This window comes from Arthrobacter sp. 01T428 (assembly GCF_056398685.1).
The window spans coordinates 572,526-595,138 of the sequence record NZ_JBFTPW010000001.1; the positions used below are offsets into that span (position 1 = coordinate 572,526).

Below are 22,613 nucleotides of genomic sequence, written 5' to 3' on the forward strand. Positions count from 1 at the left end.
GCTCGCTCACCTTTGGTGGTGTTTTCCCAAACGCTCGCTCACCTTTGGCAGGAATGGCCGTATAGGTGAGCGGGCGTCCTGGGATTTGGCCATATAGGTGAGCGGGCGTTGGTACCGCCCCGGCTACGCGGGGGCCAGCGCCTGGTTGAGAACCGCGCGGATGCGCTTTTCCGAGACTGAGTAGGCCGTGCCGAGTTCGACGGCGAAGAGGCTCACGCGCAGCTCCTCGATCATCCAGCGCACCCGTGTTAATTCAGCTCCTGCCCGTCGGCCAGGCAGCAGCGCGGAGACAGCGTCGTCGTAGTCGTCCTCCAACGCCTGAACAACGGACATGTTCAGCCCGTCACGCTGGACATTGTTCGGGAGCTTTTCGAGGCGCTTCTCGATTGCGGCCAAATACCGCGGCAGCTGGCTCAGTTGGGCGTAGCCCGTCCGTGCCACAAAACCGGGGAACACGAGTTGCTCGAGTTGGCTCTTCATGTCGTTGAGCGCGCTGATCAAGGCGAGGCTCGTGCTGCCCTTGAGTTGCTTCTCGATCCGCCGTGTGCTGCCCAAGATGCGTTCGACGACGGCGGTCACCGTGAAGACGGTGTCGATCAGTTCCGCACGGACCAGCTCGTACAGGGCGTCGAATGCCTCCTTGTCCCACGGAAGTTCGGCCGGAGTCAGCTTGTCGATGGCCGCGAGGACGCAGTCGGCAATCAAGGCACTTACCGAACCATGGGGATTCTGGCTGAACGTCAACTTCTCCGTGTTGTTCAAGTGTTCCAGGACGTAGCGGTCCGGGGCGGGAACCCGCAGCGCGAGCAGCCGGATAACGCCGCCGCGCATTGCCGGCTCCTGCTCCGCCCGGGTCTGGAACACCCGCAACGCAACGGATGTGCCCTCATCCACGAGAGCGGGAAAACCCGTGACATCGTGCCCCTTCACTGTGCGCGTCACTTGGCGTTCGATAGCTCCGAAAGTCCACGCGGTGAGCCCGGTTTGCTCTGAGAGGAAACCGGCGGCCTGCGGGGTCGAGCCGCCGCTGCCGTTTCCACTGGGGGATCCGGCACCGCCGGCATGTGCAGCGCCCTTCGGACCGTTGGTGCGCGCCGTCGTCGCGGGTGTTGCGCCGAGGGATTCGGCGATGGCACGGCGGGTAGCCGGAGCCAGCTGCTCCTGGAGAGCGGCCAGGTCCTTGCCTTCGTCGAGCACCTTGCCGCGGCTGTCCACTACCTTGAAGCTGACGCGCAGGTGCGCCGGAACGGCGTCCCAATTCCACGATCCCGGAGGAACGATGTGTCCCCGGATACGGCGCAGCACCAGCTCAAGTGAGGCCTCAAGATCGTCCGAGGCAGGATCGAAGTCGGTTTCCAAAGCAGCAGCCGCTTGCCGGGCAACATCCGGGGCAGGCACGAAGTTCTTGCGGATGTGTTTGGGCAGCGACTTGATCAAGGCGGTGACGAGCTCCACCCGCTGGCCCGGTATCTGCCAGCGGAAAGGGGCGTCGTCGAGCTGATTAAGGAACAGCACGGGGACCTCGGCTGTGACACCATCCGACGGATTGGGCGGCGAGCCGGGAGCCACTGGATGGAACTCGTAGCTCAGGGGCAGCTCAAAGCCCTTATGCAGCCAGGTTTTCGGGTAGGCGGAATCATCCAGGGCTTCCGCGTCCTCGCTGATGAGCAGCGATTGGTCGAAGTCCAGCAACGTGGGGTCCTGCTGGCGGGCTTCCTTCCACCATTTGTCGAAGTGGCGTTCAGAGACCACGTCCTTGCCGATTCTGGCGTCGTAGAACTCGAAGAGCGTGTGGTCGTCCACGAGGATGTCCCGGCGGCGCATCCGCGTCTCGAGCTCCTCGATTTCGTGGAGCAAGGCGCGGTTGCGGTGGAAGAACTTGTGGTGGGTTTTCCAGTCGCCTTCGACGAGGGCATGCCGGATGAAGAGTTCGCGGCAGAGCTCGGGGTCGATCCTGCCGTAGTTGATGCGGCGGTTCGGGATGATGGGAACTCCGTAGAGCATCACCTTCTCGTGGGCCATAACCGAGCCCGTCCGGGTGGACCAGTGGGGTTCGCTGTAGGAGCGCTTTACGAGATCCGGTGCAACCTGCTCCGCCCACAAGGGATCGAACTTCGCCGCGACCCGGGCCCAGAGCCGGCTTGTTTCAACCAATTCCGCGGCCATAACGAAGGCGGGCGACTTCTTGAACAACGCCGAGCCCGGGAAGATGGCGAAACGGCTGCCGCGTGCTCCGGCGTATTCGCGCTTGCGTTCATCCAGCATGCCGATGTGGCTCAGCAGTCCGGAGAGCAAGCTGATGTGGATTCCCTCGTTGTTGCCTACGGGGTCGGCCTCGCGCTTGTTGTCGATGGTGATGCCCAGCGGCTTGGCGAGCTGGCGCAATTGCTGGAAGAGGTCCTGCCATTCGCGGACGCGCAGGTAGTTGATGAACTCGTTCCTGCACAGCCGGCGGAACTGCGTGGAGGAGAGCTCCTGCTGCTTTTCCTGGATGTAGTTCCACAGGTTCAGGAATCCGGTGAAGTCCGAGTTCTCATCCCTGAAGCGTGCGTGCTTCTCGGCGGCAAGCTGCTGCTTGTCCGTCGGACGCTCGCGCGGATCCTGGATCGTCAAGGCCGCCGCCAGGATCATGACTTCCTTGACGCAGCCGCGCTTTCCGGCCTCGACAATCATCCTGCCGAGCCGGGGGTCCACCGGGAGCTGGGCCAACTTCTGCCCGACGGCGGTCAGGCCGCCGCGGTTGTCGGTGCCGCCCCCGCGCGCGCTGCGGCCGTCGACGGGTGGGGGAGCGCCGCCGTCGCCCGTGCGGGCCGCGCTCAAGGCGCCGAGTTCGCGCAACAGCGTGACGCCGTCGTTGATGGCCCGGGAGTCCGGCGGCTCAACGAAGGGGAAGTTCTCCACGTCCTTGGGGCCGCGGGCAACGCCCATGGCAGTCATCTGCAGGATGACCGCGGCAAGGTTGGTCCTCAGGATCTCCGGATCAGTGAACGGGGGGCGTGACTCGAAGTCCTCCTCGGAATAGAGCCGGATGGCGATACCCTCGGACACGCGCCCGCAACGGCCGGAACGCTGGCTTGCCGATGCCTGCGACACGCGTTCAATCGGCAGCCGTTGCACCTTGGTGCGGTGCGAGTAGCGCGAGATGCGGGCCGTGCCGGTGTCGACGACGTATTTGATGCCGGGAACGGTCAAGGACGTTTCCGCGACGTTGGTAGCGAGGATGATCCGCCGCTTGCCGCCCGGGTTGAAGACCCTGTGCTGCTCCTGCAGGCTCAAGCGGGCGAACAACGGCAGCACCTCGGTGCCCGCCAGCCTGCGGTTGGCCTGGATCCGGCCGTTCAACGCCTCGGCGGCGTCGCGGATCTCGCGCTCGCCGGAGAAGAACACCAGGATGTCTCCGGGAGCCTCAAGCGCGAGCTCGTCGACGGCGTCGCACACGGCATCGAGTGGGTCGCGGTCTTCCTCGAGCTCGTCGTCGGACGCGTCCTCATCCTCGCCGGATGCACCGCCGGCCGGTTGGGACAGCGGCCGGTAGCGGATTTCCACCGGGTAGGTCCGGCCCGAGACCTCGATGATCGGCGCGGGTTCTTCCTCGCTGCCGAAATGCTTCGCGAAACGCTCGGGGTCGATGGTCGCCGAGGTGATGATGACCTTCAGGTCCGGCCTTTGCGGCAGGATCCGCTTGAGGTAGCCCAGGATGAAGTCGATGTTGAGGCTGCGCTCGTGTGCCTCGTCGATGATGATGGCGCTGTACTTACGTAGCAGCTTGTCCCGCTGGATCTCAGCCAGCAGGATGCCGTCGGTCATTAGCTTGATTTTGGTGGCCTTGCTGACTTCGCCGGTGAAACGGACCTGGAAGCCCACTTCCTGCCCGATCTCGACGCCCATCTCGAAGGCGATGCGTTCTGCGACGGTGCGCGCGGCAAGGCGGCGCGGCTGGGTGTGGCCGATCAGGCCCTTGTCGCCGAGGCCGAGTTCCAGGCACATTTTGGGGATCTGCGTGGTCTTGCCGGAACCGGTCTCGCCGGCGATGATGGTCACCTGGTTTGCGGCGATGGCCGCCATCAAGTCCTCGCGGCGCTCGGAGACGGGCAGCTCTGCGGGGTAGGAAATATGAAGTGTCATGGCTGCTGACAGTCTACTGTGGCGGCGCCTCGGCACGCAGTGCGCGCTTTCCCGCGGCCTTTTCCAATCGCCCGGCCATGGTGCGGGCGTACTCCTTGAATTCTTCAGGAGAGATGATCTCAAAGTCCATGTCCAGCGCCGCGAGGTGCGCCGCGGGCTGGGCCAAGCTGTCCCAGCCGGCGCGGAGCAGGGTTGCGCTCCCGCCGTCGTCGCTCAGGCTAGCGAGCTGCGGGCCGACGACGGCGGCCACGTCGCCGATGGGGGCGTGGAGGCGCACGACGACGTCGTAACGGTAAGGCGAGCGGGTCACGGAGCGCTGGACGTAGTCCGCGAGGTCCTCGGCAGGCAGGGGGCGCGGCACATACTTTTTCCGTTCGGCCGGAAGCGTGGCGATGCGATCGGCACGGAACGTGCGCCAGTCTTCCCGGTCCACATCCCATGCGACCAGGTACCAGCGCCGCCCGGTGTCGACGAGCCGGTATGGCTCCACCAAACGCCGGCCAGCGTCACCGTCTGCCTTGACATAGTCGAAACTGAGTTGTCGCTTGTCCGCGATCGCCGCGGAGACCACAGTGAGCTGCTGGGGGTCAACCGACGCCGCGTTGCTGGGCAGTGTGGTGACCGCGGCCTTGAGCATCGCGAACTTCGGGCGGAGACGTGAGGGAAGCACCTGCTCGAGCTTGGCAAGGGCGCGGACCGATGCTTCGCCGATACCGGCCACGGGACCCGCCGCCACCGAGTTCAGTCCCAGGGCGACGGCGAGAGCTTCATTGTCGTCAAGGAGCAGCGGCGGGAGCTGGGCCCCGGCGCCCAGTTGGTAGCCGCCGGCTATCCCAGGCGAGGCGTGGATGGGATAGCCGAGGTTCCGGAGCTTGTCGATATCGCGGCGGACGGTGCGCTCCGTGACACCCATCCGCTTGGCCAATGCCGGGCCGGTCCATTCACGCCGGACCTGCAGCAAGGACAGCAATTGCAGGAGCCTTGCGGACGTTTGGATCATGGCACTGAATCTAGCCCACCATGCGGACAAAAGTCGTCCGTGTTGAGGGGCAGGCTGTCCTTAGAACGCGCGCAGTGTCCAGCACGAGTTGTCAGGCAGGTCCCTCGCCGTCCAGGGCTCGGAACGGTCGGGAAGGCGGCCGCGGCCGTCCCGAAGGACCGCTGAGATGGAAGCGGCGGCAGTGATGATGAGGATGATGAAGAGCAAGACTCCGATGAATTCCATGACTCCATCGTGTTCCTCACGCACCCCAAGAAACAGTGGCAGAAATGACCCATTTAGGCAATTTTCTGCCACACTGGATCTATGTTGAAAACGGTGGCAATCATTGTTGTTCCCAACTTCTCGATCTTCGAATTCGGGACCGCCTGCGAGGTCTTTGGCATTGACCGAGCGGACCGGGGGAGTGGCGTTCCCGGCTTTGACTTCAGGGTCTGCACCCCCGTACCGGGAGACGTGAAGATGAAGTCCGGCCTGTCGATGCATGTCGGACTGGGCCTGGAAGCTACGGCCGATGCCGACCTGGTCATCATGGCCCCGTATGGACGGGACGAGGACGTCCCGGAGCCTGTATTGGATGCGCTACGGGCGGCCCACACGCGCGGGGCTTGGGTCATGTCGATCTGCTCCGGGGCGTACGCGCTTGCCCGTGCGGGCCTCCTTGACGGGCGCCGCTGCACCACGCACTGGCACTATTCACAGGACCTCGCCAGCAGGTACCCGCAGATTCATGTGGACGAAAATGTGCTTTACGTCCAGGACGGAACGATCATCACAAGTGCCGGCACGGCCGCCGGCATTGACGCCTGCCTCCATCTTGTCCGCGTCGAGCTTGGCGCAAACGTTGCTGCTGCCATCGCCCGCGACATGGTGGTTCCGCCGCACCGCGACGGCGGCCAGGCCCAGTTCATCGACCGGCCCATGCCCACGTGCGGCTCTGCGCCCATGGAGGCATTGCTGCGCTGGATGGTGGAAAACCTCGAGCATGACCACAGCGTCAACGAACTGGCTTCCCGGCTGCACATGTCCGCCCGGACCTTCGCCCGCCGGTTCCGGGCCGAAACAGGTGCCACACCGGCGGCGTGGCTCAATTCGCAACGGGTGCTCCGGGCACAGGAGCTCCTGGAAAGCACGGAGTTGAACATCGACGAAATTGCGCGCGAAGCAGGATTCGGACATTCCGTGCTGCTGCGGCACCACTTCGCCAAGGTCCTGGCCACGAGCCCTCAGTCTTACCGGAGGGCTTTCCGCGGCCAGTTGGCGGAAGTTGGCTAGCGGCGGAGGGTCTCGTGGCCTTCTACCTTGGCGTTCTCCACGAGGGTGTGCCATGGCCCGGTGACCTCGGTCTCCGGGAGCGTGGCACGGTGTTGTCCGGCGCGGATTGAATACATGAACCGGTCGGCTTGCCCGGCAGCTTTCCCGGGTGCCCGCGCGGCCGCCTGTGCGCTGGCGCGACCGCGGGACGGCACTTGGTCCCAAGGGCAGGCCTCCACGATCGGCATCCAGCGCTGCCTATCTTCGGAGGTGGCGGCATCCACGGTCCAGACGCGTGTGATCGCGGCGACGCCACCGCTGCGCTGGACAGTGATTTTCATGTTCTGCGGCTTCCACTGCTCCGGAGGGTGCTGCTAGAGCTTTACCTTCACAGTTTCCCACGCCGTACGGACTGCGTCATGCTCGTGTGAGCCGGCGCCGAAGAGCTCCTCCGCCGAGGCCACTGTGGCCTTGGCGAAGCGTCCGAAGGTGCACGTGGCAGGCAATGAGCCGCTGGTCAGCGTGTTGTACCAGATCTGGCCCGGCGCCTCCCACGCATTGCCACCCAGCTCCAGGGCAAGAAGGCAGAACGCCCGGTTGGGGATGCCTGAATTGATGTGGACACCGCCGTTGTCCGCGGTGGTGCGGACGTACTTGTCCATGGAGTCCGGCTGCGGATCCTTGCCCAGAACGTCGTCGTCATACGCGGTGCCGGGTGCCCTCATGGAACGGAGCGCGGTGCCTTGGACGGCGTCGGTGAACAAGCCCTCGCCGATCAGCCAACTGGCCTCCGCAGCCGATTGCTTTTTGGCGTATTGCTCCACCAGGGCCCCGAAAACATCCGACATGGACTCGTTGAGGGCTCCGGCCTGGTTCCGGTAGGCGAGGGCTGCCGTGTATTGGGTGACGCCGTGGGCAAGCTCGTGCCCTATGACGCTGAGCGACTTCGTGAACCTCTGGAAGATTTCGCCGTCGCCGTCGCCGAAGACCATTTGGCTGCCGTTCCAGAAAGCATTGTCATACAGCTCGCCGTAGTGGACAGTGGCATCAAGTTTCAGCCCGGCGCCGTCGATCGAATTACGGCTGAACGCACCTGCATACAGCGCGTGGGTTTCGCCCAGTCCGTCGTAGGCTTCATCGGCGGCGGGGTCGCCCGTTGCCGGACCTTTTTCCTTGCGGACGAGCTTGCCGGGCAGGGCTTCGGTGGAGCCAGCGTCGTAGATGGTCCGCTTGGGCGGGCCGGGCTTCGCCTGCCGTGCCGTCGGCACGGGGGCCGGCACGGGAAGCGCGCGGACCGCCTGGAGGTTCTTGATGTGGAGCAGGGATTCCTTGGCCGCCCGTGCGATCACCCGCAGGCGGGGCTCGTGCTGTGCCGCCAGCCTTCGCAGCATGTAGGGAGGAATGATGGAACAGATCACGGCGAACCCTTTCGTACCTGTTGGACGGGTACGAACAGCTTAGGAGTGGCTACTGACTTTTTAGCCGGGCCGGTGCGGCATGTCCGGGATCACGACGACTCGGAGGCCTCCTGCAAGCACACCGGCAACAGTTCCTCCTCATATTCGGGGCCCTTCAGGATCCGTTGCAGCTTGCCGAGGTCCACGATGCCATTGCCCCAGGCCAGTTCGATTTCGTAGAGGGCTTGCTTGTTGCGGCGGGCGGCTTCACATTCAGGCATCGGTGTCCTCGGGTTGTGGGCAAAGGATGGTTGCGAGATGTTCTGCTGGGAGCCGCGACAGCTTCTTGGCGAGAACCGGGGCAATGGACTCGAGCTCGGGGAACGCTGCTGCGGGCTCCAGTTGAGGTGTCTGCCCTGGTCTTTTTGTTGTCTGCACAAGAACGTTGTGCTGGCAGGCGGCCAATCGTGACGCAGTTTTCCACTTTTTGTTGCCCGACTGGCAAGCGGCGAGGCTCCACGGCAAACGGTGAGGCAAAGAAAAACCCCGCCGGTTCCTTGAACTGGCGGGGTTTTCTGTTGTGCCCTCGATAGGATTCGAACCTACGGCCTTCTGCTCCGGAGGCAGACGCTCTATCCCCTGAGCTACGAGGGCATCCGGGGCTCCCATCCGTTGCCGGAGGGACGTCCACGAGCTTAGCAGGTCACCGCGCCCCAATGGAAAACGGGCGGGGGCGAGCCGTCAGTAGCCCGCGAAAGCGTCCACATGGATGCGTCGAGCTCCGGCATGGCGGGCGGCGGAGCGAAGGGTGTCCACGTTTGCCGGGGACCCGGAGACGTATACGTCCCGCTCGGCCACATCGGGGATGAGCTCCCGCAGGGAGTCGCCGTCGATGCGGCTCCGCCCGGCGTCGTGCATGAACGACGGCGGCGGGGAACCGTCCGAAAGGCGGGCGATGACCCGCGCGCCCGAGGCCTCCAGGACATCGCTTCCGGCGAGTTCTGCGGCGCTGGGGGCGAGATACAGCACGACGATGTCCCGTCGCGCGGAGCTGCCGGACGCCAGCTGGGAAAGGAAAGGCGCAATCCCTATTCCCGCCGCGATGAGCAGCACGGGTTTGCCGGCGTCGGGCGGCAGGACAAAGTCGCCGCCCACCGCGGTTCCGCTGACGCACTCTCCAGGCTCAAGCGCGAGCAACGCACGCTTGGCGGCGGAGACTGGTCCCGCCGTGCCGACGCCGAATGTCATCTCGAGCGAGTCGGGCGAGCTGGTGATGCTGAAGACCCGTCGCCGCCCTTTACCGTCCGAGCGCGAGTGCGGAAGGTTGAGTTCCATGAACTGCCCCGGGAGGAAACGGACGGGCCGTCGTGGCTCAAAGCGGAACTCGGTGGTTAACGGCGTCAGGGGGCGCGAACCCTTGAACGTCAGCATGATCCCGCCCCGCTGCCCCACGAGGAACGCGAGGAGGTTTCCGATCAGCAGAGCGAGTTCCGGCGAATTGGCCACGCCCGCCACGTTGTACGGCACAGCAAACAACAAGGCCACGACGGCGGCCAGTACCATTTGCTGCCAGCGGCGGGGAGGCAGGGTGAGGGGCTCGGTGAGCATGAAACCGACGAAAAAGAGAAGCGGCTGCTGCGCGATCGGTTGCCACAAAGCGGGTCCGAAGGACATGCCGCCGCGCAGGAGCACGGCGCACACCACCGACAGCGCCACGACGAGGAAAGTGCAGGCCATGAGCACCTTCAGCGTCCGGTACAGCACCAACAGCACGCCGGGAACCAGGAGCCACAACATGGCCGGGGTTGCCGCCCACCACGTGGCGATGTTCAAACCGGTGAGCCCGGCGATGAAGGCGCCCGCCGCGGCGGGATTGAATATATGCCGGCCTCGGAACGCCAAGACGTATTTGGATGCCGAGGCCAAGATGCATGCCACGGCGACCCCGGCGAGGTCGAGGACCTGGACCGAAGGAATCAGCTCGGTGGGCCAGAACAGGAAGTACAACAAGAGGCCCGTGATGAGCGAGGACTCCGAGTGCGGCTGGACCTTGAAGAGCATGGCCATGAGCCGGTTGGATGCATACGTCAGGCCCAGGCACAGCACAAGATGGACAACCATTTCAGGCAGCCCGAAGCTCAACCAGCCCAGGGCGTTCAACACCATGCTGTACGCCGCGAGAACGGCAAGGACCCAAAGAATCAGCCGGTACATCGTGAAATGGCCGAGCCAGGCATCCACCCGGGCTTTGATGGCAATCATGAGAACAGTGTCCCTTCGAAGCCGGCCGAATAGGCGGCGTGTCCGTCCGAATAGACCATGAGCCAGGAAAACTCGAATTCTCGCTCAAGTACTTTCGGATCCACCATGAAGAGCGCCGTGGCCAGCGCATCGGCTTCCATTGCGGTGGTAGCCATGGTCCACGTGGCCACCACCGTCTCCACCGGGCGCCCGGTGGCGCCGTCGAGGACATGGTGCAGCCCGTCGCCCCACGCGCGGCGGTTGGCGGCTGAAGCGCACAGCGCCCCGTCATGGAGTTCGACGACGCCGATCGCCTGGGTGGGGTCGTAGGGGTGTTCGAGGCCCACGCCCAACGGCTCCGCCCCGGAATGAAGCATGTCGCCGCTGGCATCGACCAGGAACTCCGTGGTTCCCGCTCCACGCAGGACCGAGGCCAGAAGGTCCACCAATTGGCCCTTCCCGGCAGCACCGATGTCCAAAACCACAGGGACGGAAGCGGAAATCTCCGTGCCGTTCCATACGAGGGCGTCTTCCCAGCGCGGTGCCGGCACCGGATGGCCGAGGGGCCGCAAGGCATAGTCCGCCCCGTAGCCCAGGTGCTCGAGGCTGCCGCCGATGAGCGGCGTCATGGTGCCGTCGCTGAGGCGGTACAGCTTTTTGAAAAGCCGTTCCAGCTCGCCTGCCCCGGCAGGGAGGGTCACGGTGCCGGGTTCACGGGCGAGCGGCGCAACCAGGGAGTCGTCCCGGAAGCGCGAGTAGCTTCGGTCGTAGTCCTCCACGACGCCGAGCAAGCCGGCGCGCACCTCCTCGGGGAGTTGCTCCGGCGTCGAGATTTCCCACGTGGTTCCGATCCCGTCGAAGCTGAAAACGCTCCAGCCCGTGTGCGCCATGCGCCTATTTGGCCTCGGACTTGATGGTTTCCACGGCCTTGTTGAATCCTTGGCTGGTCAGGGAGGAGCCGGCGACTTTTGAGACGTTGATCTCATCCAGTTTCTTGCCGACCACCTGCGCCGCGATGCCGTTCTTGAACTGCCCCTGGAATTCCTTGGTGTTCGGGTTGTTGGCATGGACTGTGATGTCCACCGCGGAAATGGTGCTACCGGCCAATGTCAGCTTGACCCCCACGGTTTCACCGCCGTTGGGTGAAATGTAGTCACCGTCCGCACTGTAGGTACCGTCCTTGTAGGGGCCGGAAATCGTGGAGGTCTTTTGCGGGGTGCTGCCTTGTGCCGAGGGGGCGCAAGCTGCCACCGAACTGGCCAGGGAGAGGCCGGCGGCGCCCACCAGGAGGCCCTTGCGGAGTGGCGTAGTCATGGTTCTGCTCGTTTCAACTGGACTCGAAAAGTGGTCAATGCGCGTTCCTTCGGGCCGTGGGCCGATCACACCACTGACGGTGATTTCAGCCTATCGGTTCAGTCTGGGAGCTTTACTGGCCGAAGCTGGGCGCCGGCTGGGTGCGCGCTGGTGCCCGCGTGTGCGCATTGCTAAGCATTAGAATTCCACCACTTGCAAGCCCCACCGGTAGGCTAGACGGGTGACTCCCGAAGAACTCTCAGCCGCCATATCCGCCTGCCTGAAAGACGCTGTCGCCGCCGGCGAGCTTGCGCTTTCCGAATCTGCCCTCCCTGAGGACGTGCGCGTGGAGCGACCCAAGAACCGGGAGCACGGCGACTGGGCCACGAACATTGCCTTGCAGCTTGCCAAGCATGCCGGGACCAACCCGCGTGAATTCGCCACAATCCTGGGCAAGCGGCTGGAAGCGATCGACGGCGTCACCGCCGTGGACATCGCGGGCCCGGGCTTCCTGAACATCACCGTGGACGCGGCGGCCGCCGGTGCGCTGGCCAAGGCCATCGTCGAGGCGGGAAGCTCCTACGGAACCAACCAGGCGCTCGCAGGCCATGTGGTCAACATGGAATTCGTCTCGGCCAACCCCACGGGACCGCTGCACATCGGCCACACGCGTTGGGCGGCCCTGGGAGATTCGATTGCCCGCGTCCTCCGTGCCTCCGGTGCGGACGTCACCGCGGAGTACTACATCAACGACGCGGGCTCGCAGATGAACGTTTTCGCGAACTCGGTGCTGTCCCGCCTGCACGGACGCGGCGTTCCGGAGGGCGGCTACCCCGGTGAGTACATCCGGGAACTCGGCGACGAGGTGCTCAAGGCCCATCCGGCAATCCGCGAGCTGACCGACGAGGCCGCACTGCCGGTGATCCGTTCCGCGGCCTACCAGGCCCAGATGAAGGACATCAAGGACACCCTGGCCGAGTTCGGCGTGGCTTTCGATGTCTTCTTCTCCGAGCAGGAACTGCACGACGGCGGTGCGATCGAGTCCGCCGTCGCCCGCCTCCGCGAGCAGGGCCACGTGTTCGACGACGGCGGGGCGGTCTGGCTGCGCACCACGGACTTCGGCGATGACAAGGACCGCGTGATGATCCGGGCCAACGGCGAACCCACGTATTTCGCCGCCGACGCCGCGTACTACCTGTCGAAGAAGGACCGCGGCTTCACGGAGAAGATCTACCTGCTCGGCGCCGACCACCACGGCTACATCAACCGGCTCAAGGCCATCGCAGCCTGTGCGGGCGACGACCCCGAGGTCAACATCGAGGTCCTGATCGGACAGTTGGTCTCGGTCAACGGCGCCAAGCTGTCCAAGCGTGCCGGCAACATCATCGAGCTCAAGGACTTGATCGAATGGCTCGGGAAGGACGCCGTGCGTTACTCGCTGGCCCGCTTCCCCGCCGATTCTCCGCTGACGCTGGATCCGGAACTGCTGAAGAAGAACAGCAACGAAAACCCAGTGTTCTACGTGCAGTACGCGCATGCCCGCTCCCGCGGCACGGCACGCAACGCGATCGAGGCTGGCGTCGACCACAGCGCCTTCGACGCGTCCTTGTTGGACCACGCCACCGAGAACGAGCTGCTGTCCTACCTCGGCAGCTACCCGTCCATCGTTGCCAAGGCCGCCGAGCTCCGCGAACCGCATCGTGTGGCCCGCCACCTCGAGGTCATCGCCGGTGCCTACCACCGCTGGTACGACGCTTGCCGCGTCTCACCGCTCGGCGACGAGCCGGTCCAGGACGTCAACCGCACACGGCTGTGGCTCAACGACGCCACGAGCCAGGTACTTGCCAACGGACTCGAACTCCTCGGCGTTTCAGCTCCGGAACGGATGTGATCAGCGTGCAAAACAACACCGCCGCCTCGCCCCTTGCCCCCGAGTGGCTCGTCGTGCCGGAGGACGTGAACGCGCTTCACGCGCCGATGTGGGCCGAAGGTGTCCAGAGGACCGACGACGGCGAGCTCGCCATTGACGGCGTTCCCGTCAGCGAGCTCAAGGCGCAGTTCGGCACTCCGCTGTTCGTCATGAGCGAGGGTGATTTCCGTGCCCGCGCCCGCTCCTTCAAGGACGCCTTTGACGCAGCTTTTGAGGACATTTGCGGGGGAGTGGACGTCTACTACGCCGGAAAGTCCTTCTTGTGTACTGCCGCGGCCAGTTGGGTGGCCGAGGAAGGCCTGCGCCTGGACACGTGCTCGGGCGGCGAACTCGCCGTCGCGGCCCGCGCCGGCATCGACGGCGCCAATTTGGGGCTGCACGGCAACAACAAGTCCGACGCCGAGATCAACCGGGCACTGGACATGAAGCTCGGCCGCATCGTGGTGGACAGCCTCGATGAGCTTGAGCGGGTCGCCAAGATTGCCTCCGGCCGCGGCGAGACGGCGAAGGTCATGCTGCGGCTGACTCCCGGCGTGCACGCCCACACCCACGAATTCATCGCCACGGCCCACGAGGACCAAAAATTCGGTCTCTCCATGGCCGGGGATACCACGGAGTCAGCCGGCCTCTCGGCCGCCGAAGAAGCGGTCGCTGCGGCGACTTCGTACTCCAATGTGGAACTCCTTGGCCTGCACTGCCACATCGGTTCCCAGATCTTCGAGCCTGACGGTTTCGCCCTGGCAGCGGAGAAGCTGTTGGGATTCCTCGCCGCAATGCAGGCGAAGTACTCCATCGTCCTGCCGGAACTGGACCTCGGCGGTGGCTACGGGATCGCCTACACGCCCGTGGACACACCCCGCCCGCCGGCCGAAATCGCGCAGGCGATGGCCGCCGTCGTTCGTTCCAAGTGCGCTGAGCTGGGAATCGCCTCGCCGCGCATTTCGATCGAACCGGGCCGCGCAATCGTGGGCACCAGCACCTTCACCTTGTACGAGGTCGGGACGCTGAAAACCGTCCGCGTGGACGCGCCTGTAGATGCCGGTGGCAACCAAAACGTTACGTTCCCGCGCCGCTATGTGTCGGTGGACGGCGGCATGAGCGACAACGCCCGTCCGGTGCTGTACGACGCGGATTATTCGGCCATTCTCGCCTCGCGGACCTCGGACGCTGCCGCGCAACTGTCCCGAGTAGTGGGCAAACATTGCGAGAGCGGCGACATAGTTGTTAGAGATGTATATCTGCCCGAAGACGTGGCAGCCGGTGATCTGCTCGCTGTACCGGGAACCGGCGCTTACTGCTGGGCCCTCTCAAGCAACTACAACTATCTGGCCAGGCCTGGCGTTGTCGCTGTGCGCAATGGATCCGCCCGGCTGATCGTCCGCGGGGAAACCGAAGAAGATCTCTTGAACCGCGACATGGGAGTGGCGAATGTCTGAAGTGCGAACCCTGAAGGTGGCCCTGCTGGGCTGTGGCAACGTGGGAGCCCAGGTAGCGCGGATTCTCCTTGACGACGCCGACGCCCTTGCGGCCCGCACCGGCGCACGCTTGCAGCTGTCCGGCATCGCCGTGCGGAACCTTGATTCAGAGCGCGACGTCGAACTGCCGCGCGAACTGTTCACCACCGACGCCGACACCCTGGTCAAGGACGCCGATCTGGTGATTGAGCTCATGGGCGGCATCGAGCCTGCCCGTTCGCTCATCCTGACCGCCATGCAGAACGGCGCCTGCGTCGTCACTGGCAACAAGGCACTCCTGGCACAGGACGGCCCGACCCTCTACGAAGAGGCCGACAAGGCGGGCGTCCAGCTCTCCTACGAGGCCGCCGTCGCCGGAGCCATTCCGATCCTGCGTCCCATCCGCGACAGCCTCTCCGGCGACCGCATCACCAGGGTCCTGGGCATCGTCAACGGCACCACCAACTTCATCCTCGACCAAATGGACAGCACCGGTGCGCAGTTCGCCGACGCGCTGGCCGAGGCCCAGCGGCTCGGATACGCGGAAGCCGACCCGACTGCCGACGTCGAAGGCCATGACGCCGCGGCGAAGGCCGCCATCCTCGCGTCGTTGTCCTTCCACACGCGCTTCGCCCTCGAAGACGTGTACTGCGAAGGCATCACAAAGGTCAGCGCAGCGGATATTGCCGCCGCGAAGGACGCAGGCTTCGTCATCAAGCTGCTCGCCATCGCGGAGAAGATCACCAACGCAAACGGCGACGGCGGCATTTCAGTCCGCGTCCACCCCACCCTCCTGCCCCGCGAGCACCCGCTGGCGGCCGTTCGCGGTGCGTTCAACGCAGTCTTCATCGAGGCCGAGAACGCCGGCGAGCTCATGTTCTACGGCCAGGGAGCCGGCGGAACCCCGACGGCGTCTGCCGTCCTGGGCGACCTCGTCTCGGCAGCCCGCCGGGTGGTACTGGGCGGTCCCGGCCGTACCGAGACCACCACGGGCTACGTGCCTGCGCTGTCGATCGATGCATCGACCACGAGCTACTACATCGGCCTCGACGTTGCCGACCAGGCCGGCGTCCTGGCCCGGATCACCCACATCTTTGCGGAGCACGGCGTGTCGATCGAAATCATGCGCCAGACGATCCACCGCGACGCCGCCTCGAAGGTTGAGTCGGCCGAGCTGAAGATCGTCACGCACCGCGCATCCGAAGCCGCACTCGCGGCAACCGTCGAGGCCGTCAAGGGCCTGGACGTCATCAATTCTGTGACATCCGTCCTGCGGGTAGAAGGGGTCTAAGTGGCTCACCAATGGCGCGGAGTAATCCGCGAATACGCTGATCGTTTGCCTGTAACGGAAGCCACGAAGGTCATTACCCTCGGCGAGGGCGGAACTCCGCTCGTCCACGCGCAGAAGCTCTCCGAACTCACCGGATCCACCGTGTACCTCAAGGTGGAGGGCATGAACCCCACCGGGTCCTTCAAGGACCGCGGCATGACGATGGCCATGACAGCTGCTGTCGAAGCAGGCGCCAAGGCCGTTGTTTGCGCCTCCACGGGCAACACCTCAGCCTCCGCCGCAGCTTACGCCACCGCCGCCGGGCTCAAGTGCGCCGTGCTGGTCCCCGAAGGCAAGATCTCCATGGGCAAGCTCAGCCAGGCCATCGCGCACGGCGCGACCCTCCTGCAGGTGGACGGCAACTTCGACAACTGCCTCGACATCGCCCGCAAGCTCGGCGAGTCCTACCCGGTGTTCCTCGTGAACTCGGTCAACCCGGCGCGTATCCAAGGCCAGAAGACCGGTGCCTTCGAAATCGTCGACGCCCTCGGAGACGCTCCGGACATCCACGTCCTGCCGGTAGGCAACGCGGGCAACATCAGCGCGTACTGGAAGGGCTACAAGGAGTATTCCGCCCCCTTCGAGTCCGCGACCGCCGGCACCCTTCCCGCCGTCTCCACCAAGACGCCAGCCATGTGGGGATTCCAAGCGGCAGGCGCGGCACCGTTCGTGGCAGGCCACCCCATCACCGAACCGGACACGATCGCCACGGCCATCCGCATCGGCAACCCGGCGTCCTGGGACACGGCCATTGCGGCGCGTGATGAATCCGGCGGCTTCATCGACGCCGTGACCGACGAGGAAATCCTCGATGCCCACCGCTGGCTCTCCGCCAAGGAAGGCGTCTTCGTGGAACCCGGTTCCGCAGCAGGCGTAGCCGGGCTCATCAAGAAGCACGCCGCAGGCGAGGTTCCCACCGGCAAGACGATCGTCATCACCGTCACCGGACACGGACTCAAAGACCCGCAGTGGGCACTCCGTACCGAAGACGGCAGTGAGGTCCAACCGGTCAAGGTGCCGAACGACGTCGTAACCGTGGCATCCGAACTGGGACTGGAAGAAAACTAAGAGTGGAAACCACGCAGCCCACCGCGACGGGTCTCACGCTTGTCGCGGCAGGCCAGCAGCTGACCGTCAGGGTCCCGGGCACCAGCGCCAACCTGGGCCCCGGCTATGACAGCCTCGGCCTGGCATTGTCGATCTACGACACCCTGACCGTCGAAACACTCACCACCGGAGAGCTCGAGTTCGAGCTCTCCGGTGAGGGAGCCGATTCCCTTCCCCGGGATGCGAGCCACCTCGTCGTGCGTGCCCTCAACACGGCCTTGGAGCGCCTCGGTTTCCGGCACAGCGGCCTCAGGATCACCGCGGACAACGTCAACCCGCACGGCCGCGGACTTGGCTCCTCGGCGTCGGCCGTGGTTGCCGCCGTGACCGCGGCCAACGCCTTGGTGCCCGAATCCGCACAGCGTGACCGAGAGTGGATCCTGCAGCTCACGAGCGAGATGGAAGGGCACCCGGACAACGTCGCACCCGCGATTTTCGGCGGATTGGCCCTGTCATGGCAGGACAGCGAGCAGTACAGCAGCACCCGCGCAGAAGTGGTCCCGTCGGTCATCCCGATCGTCGCCGTGCCTGACTATGAATTGTCCACCGAGACTGCCCGCGGTTTGCTGCCTGCTTCCATCGGCCACCACGCAGCAGCCATGAACTCAGGACGCGCGGCGCTCCTCATCCACGCATTGACGGCCGACCCCCGTTTCCTGCTTCCCGGAACCGAGGACTACCTGCACCAGAGCTACCGCGCAGAGGCAATGCGGCCCAGTGCGGCGCTGATCAAGGCATTGCGGTCTTCGGGCCATGCAGCCGTGGTCTCGGGAGCGGGACCCACAGTTCTGGCACTGGCCAACGGCGCGGATGAAGCCGAGGCGATCGCCGAATTGATTAATTCGTTCATCGCGGACAACACTCCGGATGTTGCGTGGCGCGTGATGACACTGGCAGTGGACGTTGAAGGTGCTAGAGTGGACTTGCACCGGCGGTAGAACCGCGGGCAGTTCCCTGACATTGGATCCCGGCTTATTGCCGTTCCCGTCTCCTACTGTGTCGAAGTCTGCCGGTGTCGTCTCCTTATCGGCCTGTCGCAGGTGCCACAGAACCCTTTCTGTTACCCGAGCGGTCAGCCCGCGCCCCGCCCGCCGGAGCATCGAAGACGTATTAGTATCCGGCCCTGCTGAAACTAAACCGGCAAGACCGAAATCACGGCTGCAGATCTGAACTGCAGTCCAGAACAAATCATCGCGTCCAGCTCTAGGTCTGGACGCCGTCGAGGGGGAAGGATCCTTCGTGACAGAAACCACTGAGCTGGCTTCAGCTGTGGAAACAACATCTTCTGCAGCTGAATCAACGGCCGCAACCGCTAAGAGCAGCGGCCTTGCAGGCCTCAAGCTCGCGCAGCTCCAGGCTCTCGCCAGTCAGCTGGGCATTTCGGGCGGATCCCGGATGCGCAAGGGGGACTTGGTCTCGGCTATCTCGGCCCACCGTGCCGGTGCAACCACCAGCAAGGCTCCCACCGCGGCCAAGGCCGTGGCAGCAAAGGCCGCGCCTGCAGCCCCGGAAGCTGAGACCGCTGCCGCACCTGCCGCAGCACCTGTTGAAGCTCCTGCGCAGGACGGCACCCGTGCACGTGGCCGTGGCCGAAGCCGTCGCGCCACCAGCGATGGCGTTGTTGCCGCTCCTGCCGCCACGGAAACCGCGGAGGCTCCCGCTGCCGTCGTCGAGGCTCCCGTCGCAGAAGCAAGCGAGGCCGCCGGCGAACGCCGCCAGCCGCGCACGCGGAACCGTCGTCGTGGCGAGGCCGCTCCGGTAGAGGCCGGTGAAGCCGCCGAGACCCGCGCCGCAGAGCAGCCCCAGGCCGAACAGCCCCGCGTAGAACAGCGCCAGCCTGAACAGCGCCAGACAGAGCAGCGCCAGCCCGAACAGCGCCAGGCACAGCAGCGCCAGGGCGAGCAGGCCTCTGTCGAAGCCGGCGAACCCGGCCAGCGCGAACGCCGCGACAACACCCGTACGCGTCGCGAAGACACGAACGACGGCGATGACACCGGCAACCGCCGCAATCGTCGCAACCGTCGCGACCGCAACGATCGTCCGGGTCCGCAGGACAATCGTGACAACCGCGATGGAAACACCCGTAGCGACCGCTTCCGCGACCGCAACGAACGCCGCCGTGGCCGTGGCCAGGGTCCCGACGTCGACGACGTCGAGGTCACCGAGGACGACGTCCTGCTGCCTGTTGCCGGCATCCTGGACGTACTGGAGAACTACGCGTTCATCCGCACCTCGGGGTACCTGCCCGGCGCCAACGACGTGTACGTGTCCCTCGCCCAGGTCAAGAAGTACAACCTGCGCAAGGGTGACGCCGTCGTCGGCGCAATCCGCGCCCCGCGCGACGGCGAGGACCGCAGCCAGCAGTCCGCGCGCCAGAAGTTCAACGCGCTCGTCCGCGTCACGTCGGTCAATGGCAAGACGCCCGAAGAGCTCAAGGACCGCGTCGAATTCGCCAAGCTGGTTCCGCTGTACCCGTCCGAGCGACTGCGCCTCGAAACGGACCCCAAGAAGATCGGCCCGCGTGTCATCGATCTCGTGGCCCCGATCGGCAAGGGCCAGCGCGGCCTGATTGTCTCCCCGCCCAAGGCCGGCAAGACGCTCATCCTGCAGTCCATCGCCAACGCGATCACCACCAACAACCCTGAGGTCCACCTCATGATGGTGCTGGTGGACGAACGTCCCGAAGAAGTCACGGACATGCAGCGCACCGTCAAGGGCGAGGTCATTGCCTCCACCTTCGACCGTCCTGCCGATGACCACACCACGGTTGCCGAGCTTTCCATCGAACGCGCCAAGCGCCTCGTGGAAATGGGCATGGACGTGGTGGTCCTCCTGGACTCCATGACCCGCCTGGGCCGCGCCTACAACCTGGCAGCACCGGCCTCCGGCCGTATCCTGTCCGGTGGTGTCGACTCCGCTGCGCTCTACCCGCCGAAGCGCTTCTTCGGTGCTGCGCGCAACATCGAAAACGGTGGCTCGCTCACCATCCTGGCAACCGCGCTCGTGGAGACCGGTTCCAAGATGGACGAGGTCATCTTCGAAGAGTTCAAGGGCACGGGCAACATGGAGCTCCGCCTGTCCCGCCAGCTGGCGGACAAGCGCATCTTCCCGGCCGTGGACGTCAACGCTTCGGGTACCCGTCGCGAAGAGAACCTGCTTTCGGCCGAAGAAGTCAAGATCATGTGGAAGCTGCGCCGCGTCCTCTCCGGACTCGAGACCCAGCAGAGCCTTGAACTCTTGACCAACAAGATCCGGGAGACCGGGAGCAACGTCGAGTTCCTCATGCAGGTACAGAAGACGACTCTTGGAGCCAAGTCGGATAACGACAAATAGCTGTTTTAGGGGCGGGCGCTGGTTCGTTCGTGCGGTTGGTGCCGCGCGGATGTTCCGCTCCCGCCCCTTCCCTTTGCAACGCGGGGTCACTTACGGCCCATGCCGAGGGCCTGGATGGGCCGTAAGTGACCCCGCGTTGCAGTTATTAGACTTGTAGAAGTCGAAAGAGGTTTGAAAATGTTTGAGTCCGTACAGGGATTGCTTGACGAGCATGCTGCTATCCAGGCGCAGTTGAGTGATCCTGCCGTTTATGCCGACCAGGCTTTGGCCCGCAAGTTGGGGCGGCGCTCTGCCCAGTTGCAGGGCATCGTTGAGGCGTACAACCGTTGGCGCGGGCTCATGGACGATCTCGAAGCGGCCAAGGAAATGGCTTCCGAGGACGCCGAATTTGCTGCCGAGGTAGACGAAATCGAGGCGAAGCTTCCGGCAGCGCAGGAGAAGTTGCGCAGGCTGCTGATCCCTCGCGATCCCGACGACGCCCGCAACGTCATTCTCGAGGTCAAGGGCGGCGAAGGCGGCGACGAAGCTGCGCTCTTCGCCGGGGACCTGCTGCGCATGTACATGCGTTACGCCGAGTCCCGCGGGTGGAAGACCGAACTCATTTCGGCCACGGAATCGGACCTGGGAGGCTACAAGGACGTCCAGATGGCCGTCAAGGGCAACTCGAACGATCCCGCAGAAGGCGTCTATGCCCGCTTGAAGTTCGAAGGCGGCGTGCACCGCGTCCAGCGTGTTCCCGTCACGGAGTCGCAGGGCCGCATCCACACGTCCGCGGCCGGCGTACTCGTGCTTCCCGAAGTGGATGAGCCTGAAGAGCTCGAAATCAACCAGAACGACCTCAAGATCGACGTCTACCGGTCTTCAGGTCCCGGCGGCCAATCCGTCAACACCACGGACTCTGCCGTCCGCATTACGCACCTCCCCACGGGCATCGTGGTGGCCATGCAGAACGAAAAGTCCCAGCTCCAGAACCGTGAAGCCGGCATGCGCGTCCTTCGTGCCCGTATCCTGGCACACCAGCAGGAGCAGATCGACGCCGAGAACTCGGCCCAGCGCAAGTCGCAGATCCGCACCATGGACCGTTCCGAGCGCATTCGCACGTACAACTTCCCCGAAAACCGGATTGCCGACCACCGGACGGGCTACAAGGCCTACAACCTCGACGCCGTCATGAACGGCGACCTGGAGCCGGTCATCCAATCGGCCATCGAAATGGATGAACAGTCGCGCCTGGATGCCCTGGGCGAGTAACAGCCTGCAAGGATCTTCATGACGTTCTTTCCGGGCCAAAGCCTCGCCGACGCTGTCCGCGAGGCAACAGCCATCCTGTCCGACGCCGGAGTCCCCACTCCGCGCGTGGACGCTGAACTCCTCGCGGAACACCTCCTGGGCGTCGGCCTCGGCCGCCTGCGCGCCATGCTGCTGGGCGATTCCGAGGCCCCGGAAGGCTACGCGGACTTGGTGGCCGAGCGGGCCCAGCGCGTCCCGCTCCAGCACATCACCGGCGTCGCGCACTTCCGCTACCTCACGCTCGCCGTGGGCCCTGGCGTGTTCATTCCGCGACCGGAAACGGAATCCGTGGTCCAGCTCGTCATCGACCACCTCCAGGGACTCGAGCACCCCAAGGTGGTTGACCTTGGCACAGGCTCCGGCGCCATCGCGGCGTCGATCGCCCACGAAGTGCCCGGGGCCGAGGTCCACGCCGTCGAATTCAGCACGTTCGCCCACGCCTGGGCCGCGAAGAACCTGAAGCCCCTCGGGGTGAAGCTCGTGCAAGGCGACCTTCGCAATGCACTGCCCGAACACGACGGAACGTTCGACGTCGTCGTTTCCAATCCGCCCTATATCCCGGCTGAAGCAATTCCGAACGAACCTGAAGTGGCGCTGCACGATCCGCCGGAGGCACTGTACGGCGGGGGAGCGGACGGAATGGAGCTTCCGACGGCCGCTGCAGCCTCCGCTGCCCGGCTCCTCAAGGGCGGCGGCTACTTCGTGATGGAGCACGCGGAAGTGCAGGCGGGCTGGATTGCCGAACACCTGAAGGCTGCCGGTTGCTGGACGCACGTCGCCACCCACCTCGATCTCAATGGCAAGGAACGTGCCACGAGCGCGGTGTTGGCAATCGCTGCCTCCGGGAAATGAAAGAATA

At 64.9% G+C, this 22,613-nt stretch carries 18 protein-coding genes and 1 tRNA gene; 9 read left to right on the top strand and 10 right to left on the bottom strand.

The features are described from left to right. Positions 1-123: 123 nt before the first annotated feature. From hrpA to AC1DJB_RS02685, 3 genes are read right to left on the bottom strand one after another with little or no spacing between them, the layout of a single operon-like run. Positions 124-4,125 carry an ATP-dependent RNA helicase HrpA gene (hrpA, locus tag AC1DJB_RS02675; protein ID WP_307053597.1) on the bottom strand — a complete coding sequence of 1,334 codons (4,002 nt, stop codon included), beginning with the start codon at positions 4,123-4,125 and terminating at the stop codon, positions 124-126. A gap of 13 nt (positions 4,126-4,138) precedes the next feature. After that, positions 4,139-5,125, bottom strand: a complete 987-nt coding sequence (locus AC1DJB_RS02680; RefSeq protein WP_306960946.1) for a helix-turn-helix transcriptional regulator — start codon at positions 5,123-5,125, stop codon at positions 4,139-4,141. A gap of 60 nt (positions 5,126-5,185) precedes the next feature. After that, entirely contained in the window at positions 5,186-5,350 is a 165-nt protein-coding gene (locus AC1DJB_RS02685) for a hypothetical protein (protein ID WP_172465477.1), read from the bottom strand. A gap of 81 nt (positions 5,351-5,431) precedes the next feature. Between AC1DJB_RS02685 and AC1DJB_RS02690 the strand changes: the two genes are divergently transcribed. After that, positions 5,432-6,400 carry a GlxA family transcriptional regulator gene (locus tag AC1DJB_RS02690; protein WP_306960943.1) on the top strand — a complete coding sequence of 323 codons (969 nt, stop codon included), beginning with the start codon at positions 5,432-5,434 and terminating at the stop codon, positions 6,398-6,400. Here the strand turns inward: AC1DJB_RS02690 and AC1DJB_RS02695 are convergent. From AC1DJB_RS02695 to AC1DJB_RS02725, 7 genes are all read right to left on the bottom strand, one after another. After that, entirely contained in the window at positions 6,397-6,720 is a 324-nt protein-coding gene (locus AC1DJB_RS02695; protein WP_307053599.1) for a protealysin inhibitor emfourin, read from the bottom strand. The genes AC1DJB_RS02690 and AC1DJB_RS02695 overlap by 4 nt on opposite strands. A 33-nt stretch (positions 6,721-6,753) precedes the next feature. Then, on the bottom strand, positions 6,754-7,770 hold the full coding sequence (locus AC1DJB_RS02700; RefSeq protein ID WP_441437183.1) for a M4 family metallopeptidase: 1,017 nt from the start codon (positions 7,768-7,770) through the stop codon (positions 6,754-6,756). Positions 7,771-7,886: 116 nt separating this feature from the next. Further along, entirely contained in the window at positions 7,887-8,057 is a 171-nt protein-coding gene (locus tag AC1DJB_RS02705) for a hypothetical protein (RefSeq protein WP_172465479.1), read from the bottom strand. Positions 8,058-8,357: 300 nt separating this feature from the next. Beyond that, positions 8,358-8,430: transfer RNA gene (locus AC1DJB_RS02710), tRNA-Arg, on the bottom strand. Between the two features lie 87 nt (positions 8,431-8,517). Further along, positions 8,518-10,038: an FAD-dependent oxidoreductase gene (locus AC1DJB_RS02715; protein ID WP_476909862.1), complete on the bottom strand. Its 1,521-nt coding sequence runs from the start codon at positions 10,036-10,038 to the stop codon at positions 8,518-8,520. Continuing rightward, on the bottom strand, positions 10,035-10,907 hold the full coding sequence (locus AC1DJB_RS02720) for an FAD:protein FMN transferase (RefSeq protein ID WP_306960933.1): 873 nt from the start codon (positions 10,905-10,907) through the stop codon (positions 10,035-10,037). Before AC1DJB_RS02720 ends, AC1DJB_RS02715 begins: the two co-directional genes overlap by 4 nt. Positions 10,908-10,911: 4 nt before the next feature. After that, positions 10,912-11,331 carry an FMN-binding protein gene (locus AC1DJB_RS02725; RefSeq protein ID WP_284988420.1) on the bottom strand — a complete coding sequence of 140 codons (420 nt, stop codon included), beginning with the start codon at positions 11,329-11,331 and terminating at the stop codon, positions 10,912-10,914. A 220-nt stretch (positions 11,332-11,551) separates the two neighbouring features. Here AC1DJB_RS02725 and argS point away from each other — a divergent pair, with 220 nt between their 5' ends. The 8 genes from argS to prmC all read left to right on the top strand — a co-directional run bounded on the left by argS (position 11,552) and on the right by prmC (position 22,606). Then, the gene (gene argS, locus AC1DJB_RS02730; protein WP_284988419.1) at positions 11,552-13,201 is read left to right on the top strand and encodes an arginine--tRNA ligase; all 1,650 of its coding nucleotides are present in this window, start codon (positions 11,552-11,554) and stop codon (positions 13,199-13,201) included. 5 nt (positions 13,202-13,206) lie between these two features. Continuing rightward, the gene (lysA, locus tag AC1DJB_RS02735; RefSeq protein WP_441432435.1) at positions 13,207-14,676 is read left to right on the top strand and encodes a diaminopimelate decarboxylase; all 1,470 of its coding nucleotides are present in this window, start codon (positions 13,207-13,209) and stop codon (positions 14,674-14,676) included. Then, complete coding sequence (locus AC1DJB_RS02740; RefSeq protein WP_284988417.1) at positions 14,669-15,985, top strand: homoserine dehydrogenase; 1,317 nt, start codon at positions 14,669-14,671, stop codon at positions 15,983-15,985. The genes lysA and AC1DJB_RS02740 overlap by 8 nt, the downstream gene beginning before the upstream one ends. Beyond that, positions 15,986-17,092: a threonine synthase gene (gene thrC / locus AC1DJB_RS02745; RefSeq protein ID WP_059387608.1), complete on the top strand. Its 1,107-nt coding sequence runs from the start codon at positions 15,986-15,988 to the stop codon at positions 17,090-17,092. 2 nt (positions 17,093-17,094) lie between these two features. Further along, complete coding sequence (gene thrB / locus AC1DJB_RS02750; RefSeq protein ID WP_441432434.1) at positions 17,095-18,069, top strand: homoserine kinase; 975 nt, start codon at positions 17,095-17,097, stop codon at positions 18,067-18,069. Positions 18,070-18,370: 301 nt separating this feature from the next. Further along, positions 18,371-20,464 (top strand): transcription termination factor Rho, encoded by a 2,094-nt coding sequence (gene rho, locus AC1DJB_RS02755; protein WP_441432433.1) that lies wholly within the window; start codon positions 18,371-18,373, stop codon positions 20,462-20,464. A 177-nt stretch (positions 20,465-20,641) separates the two neighbouring features. Continuing rightward, complete coding sequence (prfA, locus tag AC1DJB_RS02760) at positions 20,642-21,715, top strand: peptide chain release factor 1 (protein WP_028264759.1); 1,074 nt, start codon at positions 20,642-20,644, stop codon at positions 21,713-21,715. Between the two features lie 18 nt (positions 21,716-21,733). Then, positions 21,734-22,606, top strand: coding sequence for a peptide chain release factor N(5)-glutamine methyltransferase (prmC, locus tag AC1DJB_RS02765; protein ID WP_284988414.1), 873 nt, complete (start codon positions 21,734-21,736; stop codon positions 22,604-22,606). The last annotated feature ends 7 nt before the right edge of the window (positions 22,607-22,613 follow it).

Bases quoted from the DNA above. Each gene is read 5' to 3' on its own strand.
- AC1DJB_RS02740 (WP_284988417.1), top strand. From the start codon at position 14,669: ATGTCTGAAGTGCGAACCCTGAAGGTGGCCCTGCTGGGCTGTGGCAAC.
- AC1DJB_RS02685 (WP_172465477.1), bottom strand. From the start codon at position 5,350: ATGGAATTCATCGGAGTCTTGCTCTTCATCATCCTCATCATCACTGCC.
- AC1DJB_RS02690 (WP_306960943.1), top strand. From the start codon at position 5,432: ATGTTGAAAACGGTGGCAATCATTGTTGTTCCCAACTTCTCGATCTTC.
- AC1DJB_RS02700 (WP_441437183.1), bottom strand. From the start codon at position 7,770: ATGCTGCGAAGGCTGGCGGCACAGCACGAGCCCCGCCTGCGGGTGATC.
- prmC (WP_284988414.1), top strand. From the start codon at position 21,734: ATGACGTTCTTTCCGGGCCAAAGCCTCGCCGACGCTGTCCGCGAGGCA.
- AC1DJB_RS02720 (WP_306960933.1), bottom strand. From the start codon at position 10,907: ATGGCGCACACGGGCTGGAGCGTTTTCAGCTTCGACGGGATCGGAACC.
- AC1DJB_RS02725 (WP_284988420.1), bottom strand. From the start codon at position 11,331: ATGACTACGCCACTCCGCAAGGGCCTCCTGGTGGGCGCCGCCGGCCTC.
- AC1DJB_RS02715 (WP_476909862.1), bottom strand. From the start codon at position 10,038: ATGATTGCCATCAAAGCCCGGGTGGATGCCTGGCTCGGCCATTTCACG.
- hrpA (WP_307053597.1), bottom strand. From the start codon at position 4,125: ATGACACTTCATATTTCCTACCCCGCAGAGCTGCCCGTCTCCGAGCGC.
- prfA (WP_028264759.1), top strand. From the start codon at position 20,642: ATGTTTGAGTCCGTACAGGGATTGCTTGACGAGCATGCTGCTATCCAG.
- AC1DJB_RS02705 (WP_172465479.1), bottom strand. From the start codon at position 8,057: ATGCCTGAATGTGAAGCCGCCCGCCGCAACAAGCAAGCCCTCTACGAA.
- AC1DJB_RS02680 (WP_306960946.1), bottom strand. From the start codon at position 5,125: ATGATCCAAACGTCCGCAAGGCTCCTGCAATTGCTGTCCTTGCTGCAG.
- AC1DJB_RS02695 (WP_307053599.1), bottom strand. From the start codon at position 6,720: ATGAAAATCACTGTCCAGCGCAGCGGTGGCGTCGCCGCGATCACACGC.